The 12,568-nt window shown below is 71.6% G+C and carries 15 protein-coding genes and 1 tRNA gene; 10 read left to right on the plus strand and 6 right to left on the minus strand.

Translation table 11 applies throughout. The annotated features are described in order from the left end of the window. The first annotated feature begins 119 nt into the window (after nucleotides 1-119). Nucleotides 120-584 (plus strand): hypothetical protein, encoded by a 465-nt coding sequence (locus JI739_RS10315; protein WP_201683816.1) that lies wholly within the window; start codon nucleotides 120-122, stop codon nucleotides 582-584. 16 nt (nucleotides 585-600) lie between these two features. Here JI739_RS10315 and JI739_RS10320 read toward each other — a convergent pair whose 3' ends face one another. Beyond that, nucleotides 601-2,376 (minus strand): sensor domain-containing diguanylate cyclase, encoded by a 1,776-nt coding sequence (locus tag JI739_RS10320; RefSeq protein WP_201683817.1) that lies wholly within the window; start codon nucleotides 2,374-2,376, stop codon nucleotides 601-603. A gap of 149 nt (nucleotides 2,377-2,525) precedes the next feature. Here JI739_RS10320 and JI739_RS10325 point away from each other — a divergent pair. Next, nucleotides 2,526-2,602, plus strand: a tRNA-Arg gene (locus JI739_RS10325). A gap of 53 nt (nucleotides 2,603-2,655) precedes the next feature. On the opposite strand, the gene JI739_RS10330 is transcribed toward JI739_RS10325, so the two are convergent. After that, nucleotides 2,656-3,162: an anthrone oxygenase family protein gene (locus JI739_RS10330; RefSeq protein ID WP_201683818.1), complete on the minus strand. Its 507-nt coding sequence runs from the start codon at nucleotides 3,160-3,162 to the stop codon at nucleotides 2,656-2,658. A gap of 146 nt (nucleotides 3,163-3,308) precedes the next feature. Between JI739_RS10330 and bioA the strand changes: the two genes are divergently transcribed. The 3 genes from bioA to bioD are packed head-to-tail and all read left to right on the plus strand — an operon-like array spanning nucleotide 3,309 to nucleotide 6,519. After that, the gene (bioA, locus tag JI739_RS10335) at nucleotides 3,309-4,649 is read left to right on the plus strand and encodes an adenosylmethionine--8-amino-7-oxononanoate transaminase (RefSeq protein ID WP_236589477.1); all 1,341 of its coding nucleotides are present in this window, start codon (nucleotides 3,309-3,311) and stop codon (nucleotides 4,647-4,649) included. Then, nucleotides 4,646-5,845, plus strand: a complete 1,200-nt coding sequence (bioF, locus tag JI739_RS10340) for an 8-amino-7-oxononanoate synthase (RefSeq protein ID WP_201683819.1) — start codon at nucleotides 4,646-4,648, stop codon at nucleotides 5,843-5,845. The genes bioA and bioF overlap by 4 nt, the downstream gene beginning before the upstream one ends. Beyond that, a complete protein-coding gene (bioD, locus tag JI739_RS10345; protein ID WP_201683820.1) occupies nucleotides 5,842-6,519 on the plus strand; it encodes a dethiobiotin synthase in 678 nt (225 codons plus the stop codon). The genes bioF and bioD overlap by 4 nt, the downstream gene beginning before the upstream one ends. Here the strand turns inward: bioD and bioB are convergent. The 3 genes from bioB to JI739_RS10360 are packed head-to-tail and all read right to left on the minus strand — an operon-like array spanning nucleotide 6,516 to nucleotide 9,115. Then, nucleotides 6,516-7,499 carry a biotin synthase BioB gene (gene bioB, locus JI739_RS10350; RefSeq protein ID WP_201683821.1) on the minus strand — a complete coding sequence of 328 codons (984 nt, stop codon included), beginning with the start codon at nucleotides 7,497-7,499 and terminating at the stop codon, nucleotides 6,516-6,518. The two genes, bioD and bioB, sit on opposite strands and share 4 nt — an antisense overlap. Before the next feature lie 33 nt (nucleotides 7,500-7,532). Then, the gene (locus JI739_RS10355; RefSeq protein ID WP_201683822.1) at nucleotides 7,533-8,897 is read right to left on the minus strand and encodes a hypothetical protein; all 1,365 of its coding nucleotides are present in this window, start codon (nucleotides 8,895-8,897) and stop codon (nucleotides 7,533-7,535) included. Further along, on the minus strand, nucleotides 8,894-9,115 hold the full coding sequence (locus tag JI739_RS10360) for a DUF3820 family protein (protein WP_201683823.1): 222 nt from the start codon (nucleotides 9,113-9,115) through the stop codon (nucleotides 8,894-8,896). Before JI739_RS10360 ends, JI739_RS10355 begins: the two co-directional genes overlap by 4 nt. A 73-nt stretch (nucleotides 9,116-9,188) precedes the next feature. Between JI739_RS10360 and JI739_RS10365 the strand changes: the two genes are divergently transcribed. Then, entirely contained in the window at nucleotides 9,189-9,647 is a 459-nt protein-coding gene (locus tag JI739_RS10365) for a hypothetical protein (RefSeq protein WP_201683824.1), read from the plus strand. Between the two features lie 3 nt (nucleotides 9,648-9,650). Here JI739_RS10365 and JI739_RS10370 read toward each other — a convergent pair whose 3' ends face one another. Continuing rightward, the gene (locus JI739_RS10370) at nucleotides 9,651-10,433 is read right to left on the minus strand and encodes a helix-turn-helix domain-containing protein (protein ID WP_201683825.1); all 783 of its coding nucleotides are present in this window, start codon (nucleotides 10,431-10,433) and stop codon (nucleotides 9,651-9,653) included. Between the two features lie 116 nt (nucleotides 10,434-10,549). Here JI739_RS10370 and JI739_RS10375 point away from each other — a divergent pair, with 116 nt between their 5' ends. The 4 genes from JI739_RS10375 to JI739_RS10390 all read left to right on the plus strand — a co-directional run bounded on the left by JI739_RS10375 (nucleotide 10,550) and on the right by JI739_RS10390 (nucleotide 12,539). Beyond that, nucleotides 10,550-10,705, plus strand: coding sequence for a hypothetical protein (locus JI739_RS10375; protein ID WP_201683826.1), 156 nt, complete (start codon nucleotides 10,550-10,552; stop codon nucleotides 10,703-10,705). Between the two features lie 13 nt (nucleotides 10,706-10,718). Next, nucleotides 10,719-11,240, plus strand: a complete 522-nt coding sequence (locus JI739_RS10380; RefSeq protein ID WP_201683827.1) for a VOC family protein — start codon at nucleotides 10,719-10,721, stop codon at nucleotides 11,238-11,240. Next, nucleotides 11,237-12,247 (plus strand): fumarylacetoacetate hydrolase family protein, encoded by a 1,011-nt coding sequence (locus tag JI739_RS10385; RefSeq protein ID WP_201683828.1) that lies wholly within the window; start codon nucleotides 11,237-11,239, stop codon nucleotides 12,245-12,247. Before JI739_RS10380 ends, JI739_RS10385 begins: the two co-directional genes overlap by 4 nt. An 82-nt stretch (nucleotides 12,248-12,329) precedes the next feature. Further along, nucleotides 12,330-12,539 (plus strand): DUF3606 domain-containing protein, encoded by a 210-nt coding sequence (locus tag JI739_RS10390; protein ID WP_201683829.1) that lies wholly within the window; start codon nucleotides 12,330-12,332, stop codon nucleotides 12,537-12,539. The last annotated feature ends 29 nt before the right edge of the window (nucleotides 12,540-12,568 follow it).

The following is a 12,568-nucleotide window of genomic DNA, read 5'->3' on the forward strand; positions in this document are numbered from 1 at the left end:
GCCGGCGCTGCATCGCGGCGTCCGCCGCGAGGACGGATCGGACGAGGCCGGCGCCGCGCCGCCCGGGTTGGCGAGGCCGGCACAATGCTCTTCTTTTCATAACGTCGAGCCATCCGTCCATGATCCCGCTTCAGCGCCTTTCAGCCTTGCTGGCCTTGTTGGCCCTTGCCTCCGCCTTGGGCGGCTGTGCCACCCGCCAGGACGTCATGCTCGCCAAGGCGCCCACCGCCCGCATCGCCACCGTCGCGCAAGCGCCCGACGAAGGCAACTCACCAGAGATGGATGGCCACCTATCGGCAGCGCTGCTGAACCAGGGCCTGCAGATCAAGGCTGCGCTTGCGGCCGGCACCCGCCAATCGCCACAGGTCGATGCCGTGGTGTCCTATGTCGATGTCTGGCGCTGGGATGTGGTGATGTACCTGCAGTCCTTGTCAGTGCGCGTGTTCGACGCGCGCACCGGGGACCTGCTGGCCAGCGGGCAGTGGCGCGACTCGGCCCTGCACGGCTATCGGGACGCCCGGCAGGTGATGGACCAGCTGGTCGCCGAAACCTGGTCTCGCCTGCGGCCGGCGCAGGGGCGGTAAACCTCTTGCCGCGTTGTCAGATCACCTCGGGCAGCCGGTCCAGCGCCGAGGCCTCCCGGTGCCATGCCCTGCCCACGCCGCGGGCGTCGTGCGGACTGAGGTAGCGGATGGGGCGGCGGGTGCGCGGCGACATCGTGGCCAGCAAGTGGAACAACTCCTCGATGAGCGTGACCCCCGGTTCCGCGACCTCGGTCAGCAGCGCGGCGGTCACATGGAAATGCAGCAGCGGATCGGTCGGGTGCTCGGGGTCGGGCATCAGCCCGGAGGCGACCAGGTGCGACCCGAACTCGCTGACGCGCGCGCGCCCGTGCACGCCTTCGAGCAGCACGGCGAAGCAGCCGTCGCCCACGCGGGCGATCACGTCCACGTCACGCACCAGCTTCTGGATCTTGAGCACGGCGCGCAGCAGGCACTCCTCGGCCGCGCCGTTGCCACGCGACAGCTTGATCGCCGGCAGGTTGGCCACCGCGACGATCAGCAGGCAGGCTGGCTCGCGCGTGGTGGCATAGCGGCTCAGCACCCGCCGGAAGCGGGCCCGGAAGGGCGCGAGCTTGGGTAGCCCGGTGAGGGGGTCGTGGCTGGCCAGCGCCTGCTGCCGCAGCTGCGTGCTGCGCCGGGCGCGCAGGCGCCGGTCGATCATGGCCTTGACCAGCGGCAGGCTCCAGGCGAGTCCGCCGACCACGATGTACTCGGTGAGCCAGGAGCGGTCGACCAGTCCGAACAGGCGCCCGAGGGCCAGGACGACGCACAGCGCGAGCGGTGCGGCGCCCAGCATGAGCCAGCGGCCGGCCGGTTCGCCCCGCTGCCAGCTCACCGCCGCCGCGGCGAGCGACAAGGCCGCGGTGAGGCCGAAGTACCCGGCGATCAGTGCCGCCGACTGGTGCCGCGGCAACAGGAACACATGCGCCAGCGCCAGCACGCAGCCCAGCCAGGCGGCCGCGCGGATGCAGCCCGCCAGCCATCGCGCGCCAGCCGTGGCCAGGCCGAACGAGTTGACCAGGGCCAGCCAGAGGCTGCTGGCGAGCAGCCCCAGGAAGCCGGGCGCTGCGTCGGTCCAGGTGGGGTGCTCACCCCAGAGCAGCTGGCCGGCCAGTCCGGTGTAGGCCGCCCAGGCCAGCGTCGACACCAGTCCGAAGGTGGCGAACCAGGTATGGCTGCGGGCTCGCAGCGTCGCGGCCTGCCAGACCGCGCCAGCCACCAGCAGCAACAGGCCGCCCAGCGCCACGCCTATCGCGAGGTACTCGAGCCGCATGCGCCGTTCATGGGCGTTGCGCGGCGCCAGCCGGACCGACAGCGCCATGGCGGTCGGGTGCTCGATCCGCAGGTACACGTCGAGCGCGGCGGTGTGTTCGAGGTGCAGCGGGAAGGCGGGGTAGCGACCGGCCTCGGGCCAGTGGCTGATGGGCACCCGGTCGCCCGCGCGGAGCGAGCGCCAGCCGCGCCGGCCATCGGGCTGGTAGACGATGACCCGATCGAGGATGGCCGACGGCAAGGCCAGGGACCAGTCCGGAGGCGCGTCGGCGGCGCGCTGCAGTCGCAACGCCAGCCACAGCGCTGACCCCGAGCCGCTCGGCTGCACGCGGGGCACGTCCACGGGCGCGAAGGGCGTGTGCCCCGACGCCACCTGTTCGACCGTGGCGGTGCCCGATGGATCGGTCCAGGTCCACAAGCTGGTCAATTGCACGATGCCGCTGCCGGCCTCGAGCGGCAGTGTGGGCGGCATGCCGGCGTGGACGCCCGCCGGCGCCAGCGCCGCGAGCACGCACATCAAGAAAACCCACCACTGCCTCATGTTCCGGCTTGCGTCCGTCCTGCGGTCGATCGACCTTCGCCGCGGATTGTCCGCAAACGCCGAGCTTGCGTCGGCAATATTCGCGCCCATCCATGGACGTCGGCTCGTGCCCGGAGCGGCCAAAAAACGCTGATATACTTGCGGGCTCAGCGGCTGTAGCTCAGTTGGATAGAGTACTTGGCTACGAACCAAGGGGTCGTGGGTTCGAATCCTGCCAGCCGCGCCACACAAGAATGGGCCGGTCCTCACAAGGGACCGGCCCTTTTTCTTTCCCAGCCCTCACGCCCCGTATATACGGGGCGGCTCTCCAGAAACGCGGTGTCTCTCCGGCAGGGAAATCGCCAACCTGTCGAAGAGCAGCGCGAGGATCATCAGAGTCTGGCCAGCGATCGAGAAGCTCGTGCGGACGATGTGCCAGGACCACCATCGGTCACGAAGGGCCACCCAGTCGGAACGCAGGCTTTGCGCGGTCCAGGTCATCACTTCGACATTGATCGGCTGGTCAACAATGATGCAGAGCAGGCTCGCCAGGTCCAGCCAGAGCAGCTTCGCCCTGCGGTTGAGAAAAGCCAGGATCGCCACCGAGACTGCGGTCGTTGCCCCATCAGGGGCAGCAGAACAGTGAGGCCTCTTGCCGAGTTCCGGCGCACTACGACGAACGCAGCGCCGCGCGCCAGATGCCGAGGGTGCACCGGCGATGAGGCCGATCGGCATCAGCGCTGTGAACCGCACGACGCCGTCAAAGACCTGGGCTGACCTGCCGACCTCCTGTTCGAGTTGGCACACGGGGCCAGCGACGCGTATCGGACCACGCGGAAACCGATGGAGAGCGACAGTCGGCGTCCTGGCTGCAGGCATCGATGAGACGAACGGATTAATTTGGGAGCTCGCTGAGGTACAAACGCCGTTCTTCAGCGCCTATCGAATCCGCCTTGAGCCAATCACTCCCCACCGATCTCGCCAGCCGCAGCCTGCGCGCCGTCTGGCATCCCTGCACCCAGATGCAACACCACGATGAGGTGCCGCCGTTGGCGCTGGCCAGCGGCCAAGGTGCGTGGCTGCTCGATACCGACGGACGGCGCTATCTCGACGCCGTGAGTTCCTGGTGGGTCAACCTGCTGGGCCACGCCCATCCGCGGATCAACGACGCCATCAAGCAGCAGCTCGACACCCTGGAGCACGCCATGCTGGCCGGCTTCACGCACCAGCCGGCGGTCGAGCTGGCCGAGCGGCTGTCGGCGCTGACGGGGCATGCGCTGGGACACGCGTTCTACGCGTCCGATGGCGCCTCGGCCATCGAGATCGCGCTGAAGATGAGCCATCACTGCTGGCGCAACCAGGGGCTGCCCGGCAAGCAGCGCTTCGTGGGCTTCGAGCGCGGCTACCACGGCGAGACCCTGGGCGCGCTGGCCGTGACCGACATCGCGCTGTTCCGCCGCGCCTATGAACCGCTGCTGCGCTCCGCCCAGTTGCTGCCTTCCCCCGACGAGCGCCTGGCAGCGCCCCACGAGGACGCGGCGGCGCCGGCGCGACGCGCACTCGCCGCGCTCGACGAGCTGCTGCAGCGCGAGTCGCACGCCATCAGCGCGGTGGTGGTGGAGCCGCTGGTGCAGTGCGCCGGCGGCATGGCCATGCACGGTCCCGAGTTCATCGCTCGCCTGGCCGCCTTGTGCGAGGCGCACCAGGTGCACCTGATCGCCGATGAAATCGCCGTGGGGTGCGGCCGCACCGGCAGCTTCTTCGCTTGCGAACAGGCCGGCGTGTGGCCGCACATGCTGTGCCTGTCCAAGGGCATCAGCGCGGGCTACCTGCCGCTGGCGGTGGTGTTGAGCCGGCCGGCGATCTACCAGGCCTTCCACCATCCCGACCTCGAGCGCGGGTTCCTGCACTCGCACTCCTACAGCGGCAATCCCCTGGCTTGTCGTGCCGCGCTGGCCATGCTCGATGTGATGGAGTCCGAGCGGGTGCTGGAGCGCAACCGGCGCCTGGCGCAGTCCCTCACCGCGGCCCTGCAGCCGCTGGCGCGGCACCCTCGCGTGCGGCACTTCCGCCAGCGCGGAATGATCTGGGCTTTCGATGCCGGGATCGACGACCCCGCGCAACGCGCCACCTTCGCGCGCCGCACGTCGCAGCTCGCGTTGCAGCAGGGCCTGTTGCTGCGGCCGATCGGCACCACCGTGTACCTGATGCCGCCCTATGTGCTGGACGACGACGAGGTGGGCCTGCTGGCCGAGCGCACGGTTCGCGTGTTCGATGCGGCGGTGGGTTCATGAGCGCCGGCGCCGACACCTTGCTGGAACCGCTGCGGCAGCGGCTCGCCGCGATCGAGGCCGCCGGCCTGCGCCGTCGCCGCGTCGCCGCCGAGAGCCCCTGCGCGCCTCGCATGCGCATGCAAGGGCAGGACCGCCTGTGCTTCAACAGCAACGACTACCTGGGGCTGGCCAATGATCCGCGCGTGGTCGCCGCGCTGGCCGAAGGCGCCCGCCTGCATGGCGCCGGCAGCGGCGCCTCGCACCTGGTCAGCGGCCATTCGCGCGCGCATGCCGCGCTGGAGGACCGGCTGGCCGACTGGTACGCGCCGTACCTGCCGCACCCGCGGGCGCTGTTTTTCTGCACCGGCTACATGGCCAACCTCGCGGTGATCGGTGCGCTGGCCGACATCGACCGCGCGGGCTGCGAGGTGTTCTCGGAGGCCCTGAACCATGCGTCGCTGATCGACGGCATCCGCCTGGCGCGCGTGCCCACCACGGTCTATCCGCATCGTGACACCCAGGCGCTGGCCCAGGCGCTGTCGGCAAGCCGCGCGCGCCACAAGATCGTGGTGACCGACGCGGTCTTCAGCATGGACGGCGACGTCGCCCCGCTGCGCGAACTCGCTGCGCTGTGCGAGCGCCACGGGGCGTGGCTGGTGGTCGATGACGCGCACGGCTTCGGCGTGCTCGGCGCACGCGGCCGCGGCGTGCTGGAGGATCTGGACCTGCATTGCGGGCATTTGGTCCTGGTCGGCACGCTGGGCAAGGCCGCGGGCGTGGCCGGCGCTTTCGTGGCGGCCCATGCCGAGGTGATCGACTGGCTGGTGCAGCGGGCGCGTACCTACATCTACACCACGGCCAGCCCGCCGGCGATCGCCCACGCGCTGCAGACCAGCCTGGACATCATCGAAAGCGGCGAGGGCGCCTTGCGCCGGCAGCACCTGCAAGACCTCATTGGTCGGTTCCGCGCGATGCCAGTGCCGGGCGGATGGCGCCGCCTGCCTTCGGCCACGGCCATCCAGCCGGTGCTGGTCGGGGACAACACGCGCGTTCTGGCGGCTGCGGCGGCCCTGCAGGCGCAGGGCCTCTGGGTCACCGCGATCCGCGCACCGACCGTGCCCGAGGGCACCGCGCGGCTGCGCATCACGTTGTGCGCGCTGCACCAGCCCGAGCAAATCGACCGGCTCGGCCAGGCGCTGGCGGGGGTGTCGCGATGAGCGCCGGCAGCTGCTTCGTCACCGGCACCGACACGGGCGTGGGCAAGACGCTGGTGGCCAGCGCCCTGCTGCTGGGCCACGCGCGGCGCGGGCGGCGGGCGGTGGGCTTCAAGCCCGTCGCAGCCGGCATGGAGCGCCGCGATGGCCAGTGGGTGCAGGAAGATGTCGAGCGGCTCGCCGCGGCCTCGTCGGTGGCGGTGCGCCCGGAACAGATCTCGCCCTGCATGCTGCGCACGCCGATCGCCCCGCACATCGCGGCCGCGGTCGAGGGCGTGCGCATCGATGCCGGACGCATCGCCGCCGCCTTCGAGTCGCTGCGCCGGCGCGCCGACGTGGTGGTGGCCGAGGGCGCCGGTGGCTTTCGCGTGCCGCTGGACGAGGGCTACGACACCGCCGACCTGGCGCGTGCGCTGGGCCTGCCGGTGGTGCTGGTGGTGGGGCTGCGCCTGGGCTGCATCAACCACGCGCTGCTCACGGCCGAAGCCGTCGCTGCGCGCGGCATGCGGCTGGCGGGCTGGGTGGCCTGCAGCATCACGCCCGGCATGCCGCACGAAGCCGCGAACATCCAGGCGCTGGTGCGTCGGCTGCCGGGCCCACTGTGGGGCCATGTGCCGTGGTTGGCGCACCCCACCGCGGCGGCGGCGCTGCCTCACCTGGACGAGGCGCTTTTCTAGACCGTCCGCAGGCCCAGCTTGTCGAACAGCGCGCGGTCGCGTTCCCAGTCGGGGTTGCCGGTGGTCAGCAGCTTGTCGCCGTAGAACACCGAATTGGCCCCGGCCATGAAGCACAGCGCCTGGGTCGATTCGTCCATCTCCTGCCGCCCGGCCGACAGGCGCACGCGCGCCCGCGGCATGGCCAGGCGGGCCACGGCGACGGTGCGCACGAACTCCAGCGGATCGAGCTTCGCCGTGCCGTGCAGCGGCGTGCCTTCGACCTGCACCAGGTTGTTGATCGGCACCGATTCCGGATAGGGGTCGAGGTTGGCCAGCTGGTGGACCAGCCCGGCGCGGCCCTCGCGCGATTCACCCATGCCCACGATGCCGCCGCAGCACACCTGCATGCCGGCTTCGCGCACGTGGGCCAGGGTCTGCAGCCGGTCCTGGTAGTCGCGCGTGCTGACGATGCCGCCATACAGCTCGGGCGCGGTGTCGAGGTTGTGGTTGTAGTAGTCGAGCCCCGCTTCCTTCAGCGCCTGGGCCTGCGGCGCCGACAGCATGCCCAGCGTGCAGCAGGTCTGCAGGCCCAGGTCCTTCACGGTGCGCACCAGCTCGCCCACCTGCTCGATGTCGCGGTCCTTGGGCGCGCGCCACGCCGCGCCCATGCAAAAGCGCGTGGCGCCGTTCTCGCGGGCGGCCAGCGCCGCTTCTCGCACGGCCTGCACGTCCAGCAGCTTGGAGGCGGCCAGGCCGGTGTCGTGGTGGACCGATTGCGGGCAGTAGCCGCAGTCCTCGGGGCAGCCGCCGGTCTTGACCGACAGCAGCGTCGCCAGCTGCACCTCGTCGGGCGCGAAGTGCTGGCGGTGCACCTGCATCGCACGGAACATCAGTTCGCCCAGCGGCAGGTCGAACCAGGCCCGGATCACGCCCAGCGGCACGGCTTCGGTGACCGGGGCGGGGGTGGTGCGGGGGTGGAAGGCGAGGGTCTGTTCGGTCATGGGCGGGCGGCTGGAGATGCGAGGCGGCGAACTTTAGCAGTGGCTGTTGCCCCACTCGCGCAGCACCGCGTCCAGCAGGTCCCGCGGATGCAGCGTGGCGTCGCCGACGGTCGTCGCGGTCAACCCCTGGTGCAGCGCGGCGCGCAGGCGCGGCGCATGCAGCAGCGCGTCCCACACCGGTGCCAGGCTGTCGGGCGCGGGCGGCGTGCCGGCCGCGAGGGCGCGCGCGAACGCCAGGCTGTGCGGCTCCGACAGCAGCACCGCCCGGGTGGAGGCCGCCAGCCACGGCACCGGCTGCGGCGGCCCGGGCGGGCTGCAGAAGTACACGACGTGCGGGGGCAGCTCGCGCCCGCGCGGTACCAGCTGCCGCAGCGAGGCGCCGGCCAGCGTCACCGGCCCGTCGGCGGAGGGGAAGGTGTAGAGGCCCCCGGCGTCGGCCGCGGCCAGGCGCTCCAGCCCGCGCAGCAGCCGCGGGAGATCCGGCACCGCGGCCGCGGGCGATGCCTTCACCTCGGCCAGCAGAACGACCTCGTCGCCTTGCAGCAGCGCGGCGTCCCACTCGTCCTTGGACTTGTCCAGGCGCTCAAGCGCGGCCGGTGTGCGCAGGCCCCGGCCCACCCGCAGGCGCGGCCCCCCGAGCGGTGCCAGGCGTTCGGCCAGCGTGCGCAGCACGTCCACGGTGGCCTTCTCCGCACCATTGCCGGTGCGCGCCGATGCCCGGCCCATGGCGCTGGCGGCGGCGCTGCCGGCCAGCGGCCCGCGCTGCGCGCACAGCGCCAGGTAGCGCTGCACGCCCGGCAGGTCGCGCAGGCGGTCGGCCTGCTCCAGGCGCTGCAGGGACGGCTGGTCGAGCAGGGCTCGCAGGGGGTCGGGCAACGCGCTCTCGGGCGGGTCGGCGCGCGCCAGCATCTGCTCGAGCGCCATGCGCAGCTCGCCCCAGGCTTGCGCGGCCGCGAAGTCGTGCAGCCGGGCCAGGGCCTCGTGCCATGGCTGCGGCGGCAGCCCGCGCAGCTTGCCGGGGTGGGCCAGCGCGTTCACGGCGCTGCGAACCGCGCGCCGGTCGGCGACCCGTTGCGACGACAGCCGCACGAACTCGTCCACCCGCGGCTCCTGCGAACGCAGCACCAGCGCCTGGAAGGCCGGATCGCCCGTACCCTCGACCAGCGCCTGCCGCACCAGCAGCGCCAGCGAACGGATGAACAGCGCGCGGCCCGCTTCGGGCACCGGCTTGCCGGCCTGCCGCGCGAGGCGGGCGGTCTCGAGGGCGAAGGCCATCGCCACGTCGGCACCGGCCTGCCAGGCCGCCTGCGCATCAGCCGGCAGCGGTGGCCAGCGAAAGCGCCGCGGCGCCGCCGCGATCGCCTGTCGCAGCAGCCGGCCGAGCCCCGGTGGGTTCACGGCGCGCGGCCGGCGCGCAGCGGCGCCAGCAGGTGCTTCAGGCCGTTGTGGTCGATCTCGTGCATGAGCGCCAGCAGCCGGCCGATCTCTCCCGGTGGGAAGCCTTCCCGCGCGAACCAGTTGAGGTAGTTGCCGGGCAGGTCGGCGATCAGCGTGCCCTTGTACCGGCCGAAGGGCATGGCGGTGGTGACCAGGCGGTCGAGGGGCTCCGTCGTCATCGCGGACGATTGTGCTTCAGCCGGTCGAAGGCAAGGGGCGTGAACCCGCGCGCGCCGGCGGCCTCCAAGGCCCATGCGCCGCCCATCCTTGCTGCTGTTGCCGGGGCTCCTGCTGGGCCTGTCCGGCTGGGCTTCCGGTGACGACCCGCTGGCTTCGGAGCGCTGCGTGCAGGCGCTGCAACGCCTGGACGCGCTGCGGCAGCAGGCTGCCGCGCCCCAGGCCGTGGAGGCCGCCCGGCAGCGGGCGGCGCAGGCCTGCCTGGAAGGCCCGGCACCCGGGCATCCCGTGCCGCGCTCGCCGCAGCCACCGGTGCGGGTGGCGCCGGTCGCGCCCACGCCCGCGCCCGCCGTCGCACCCCCGATCACCTGGCCGCCGGCGCCGCTGGCGGTGGAGCGGCCTTCCGTGGTGACGAGCTGCGATGCCACCGGCTGCTGGGACGCCGACGGCCGCCGGCTCAACCGCGTGGGCCCGGAACTGCACGGCCCGCGCGGGCCCTGCATGCCGATGGGAAGCACCTTCGTCTGCCCCTGATCCTCACGCCGGCCCGGCCTGTCCCACCAGCGCCATCAGTTCGCGCGCGCTGCGCACGCCCAGGTGCTGGAAGGCGCGGTAGCGGTAGGTGAGGGCGGTGGTGGTGGACACGCCCATCTCGCGTGCCGCTTCCTTGGTCGTCTTGCCGTCCAGCACGTGCGAGATCAGCTGGCGCTCGCGCGCCGACAGGCGGGTCATCAGGGCCTGCTGCAGCGGGTGCTGGGCGGGCGTGGCGCGTGCCAGCTGCATGTGCCGCCGAACGGCCGCCAGAAGCAGGGGCGCCTGCTCGCCCAGCCAGGTGCGGTCGGTCTCGGCGAAGGCCGCATAGGCGTGGTTGCGGTAGAAGCTCGTCGCCACGCGCGTGCCGTCGGCGAACACCGCCAGCAGCGAGAGGCGCTCGCGGACACCGGGCTCGCCGTAGCAGACGCGGCGGTAGTCGGCCTGGGCCACCTCTTCAGCCAGCTGATGGCCGATCCACAGCTGCAGCCTGCGCCCGGGCTTGCGGCGGGCCAGCCAGATCATGTTGGAGTCCTGCTGGTCGAAGCCCAGGCGCATGTATTCGATGGCGGTGAGCGTGGCCACCTCGCCGATGGTGCTGGCGCTGGCCACCGCCTCCGCGCGTCCACTGGCGCGCAGCGCGAACACCGTGCAGTGGCTGGCCGGCAACCGGGGCTGCAGCGCGCGCAGCAGCCGGGCCGCGAAGTCCGGCGCGCCCAGTGCTTCCACCAGCTCGGCCGCGCGGCGCATCTCGGGCGGGGTGGTGGCGTCCAGCTTTCGCAACTTCATCGCATCGGGGGTTCTGTCCTGATTCCTTAGGACATTTTCTTCCGGGCGTCCTCCCACAATCGGCGCTTCGTCCTCCTGCCCTGAACCCGGAGCAGGTGCAAGATGGAGGCCGCTGCATGGCCGCCTTCGAGGCCGCCCCCGCTTCCAGAACCAAGAAGGAGACCCTCCCGATGAACCGTCGTCACTTCATCCACACCAGCCTGGCCGCCGGCGCGTCCGAGGATGTCCGCAAGCTCGCGCGCATCCCGGCCAACGACATCACCCTGAACTGAGGAAGGAAACATCATGGACACCACTGCCCGGCCGGTCGAAGGACTGCACCACTTCGCCTGGCGTTGCCGCGATGCCGAGGAGACCCGGCACTTCTACGAAGACCTGCTCGGCCTGCCGCTGGTGCACGTCATCCGCAAGGACCACGTGCCCAGCACGGGCGAGTACTGCCCCTACGTGCACATCTTCTTTCGCATGCGCGACGGCTCGCACATCGCGTTCTTCGACCTGGGCGACGGCAAGCAGGCCGAGCCTTCGCCCAACACGCCGGCCTGGGTCAACCACATCGCGCTGCGCGTGGCCAGCCCCGAGGACCTGCAGGCCATGAAAGAGCGGCTGCAGTCGCACGGGGTGGAGGTGCTGGGCGTGACCGACCACGATGGCTACGTGCACTCCATCTACTTCTTCGACCCCAACGGCTTCCGCCTGGAGCTCACTGTCGAAGTGGCCGACGCGGCGTCGGTGGAGGGTTTTGCGCGCGAGGCGCACGAGCAGCTGGCGTCCTGGACCGCCGAGCGGGCCGGCGTGCGCGCATGACCGGGCTGGACGTGCGGCTGGCCACCCGGCGCGACGGCAGCCGCGACGGGGAATTGATGCTGGTGAACGCGGCCGGCACCCGCTGGGCACGCGCCGAGGGCATCGCCCGCAACCTGCAGGCCCTGCTGGACAACTGGGACCGGCTGGCGCCGCGCCTGGCCGAGCGCCGGCGCGAACTCGATGCCGCGGGGTGGGACGCGGCCGAGGACTTCGATGCGGCGGGCTGCATGGCGCCGCTGCCGCGCGCCTACCAGTGGGCCGACGCCTCGGTGTACCGCAACCACGCCCGCCTGATCTACCAGTGGCGCAAGGAGCCGATTCCGCCGCGCTACGAAGACGAGCCGCTGGTGTACCAGGGCGGCTCGGACGTGATGATCGGCCCGCAAGATCCCATCGTGGCGGTGGACGAGGCGCACCAGATCGACCTGGAGGCCGAGATCGCCGTGATCACGCGCGACGTGCCGCTGGGCGCCACGCTGCAGCAGGCGGCCGACGCCATCGCGCTGGTGGTGCTGCTCAACGACGTCTCGCTGCGCGGCCTGATCCCCGGTGAGCTGGCCAAGGGCTTCGGCTTCTATCAAAGCAAACCGGCCACCAGCTTCGCGCCCATCGCCGTCACGCCGGCGGCGCTGGGCGCGGCCTGGCAAGGGAACATGCCGGACCTGCGCGTGCGCATCGACCTCAACGGCCAGCGCTTCGGCGAGCCGCACGCCAACACCGAGGCCATCTTCAACTTCGCGCAGATCATCGCCCACCTCACACGCACCCGCAGCCTGGGCGCCGGCAGCATCGTGGGCGCCGGAACCATCAGCAACGCCGACCCGGCATCGGGCAGCGCCTGCATCACCGAAGCGCGCGTGCGGCAGATCCTGGCCGGCGAGGACGAAAGCCGGCTGCAGCCCTACCTGCGGCACGGCGACCGCGTGCGCATCGAGGCCATCGACGACGCGGGCCGCAGCGTGTTCGGGGCCATCGACCAGCGGGTGCAGGTCGTCGGCAAGGGATGAGTTGCGCCATCAAGGGCGTCCTACAGGGCTGCTGCCCGCGCCTGCCTAGCATGGCGCGGTTCAGATCCAAGGGAGGTTCGTCATGGCAGCCGACAACAAACCAGTCATCCGCGATGCAGACCGCATCGACACCAGCCACGACTACGCGGTTGGCGCGTGGGCGCGGCACTTTAATGTGAGCGTGAGGGACGTGAAGGAAGCCGTGGCCGCGGTGGGCGACCGGGCGGTGCGGGTGAAGGAGCACCTGACCGCGGGGCGGTCGGTGCGCGGGAGTGAGCGGCCGAGCGCTTGACGGTCGCACGGAGATCTTTTCGTGGTCGC

Origin of the sequence: Ramlibacter aurantiacus (assembly GCF_016722895.1) — a bacterium.
In the GTDB taxonomy this organism is placed as follows: Bacteria; Pseudomonadota; Gammaproteobacteria; order Burkholderiales; family Burkholderiaceae_C; genus Ramlibacter; species Ramlibacter aurantiacus.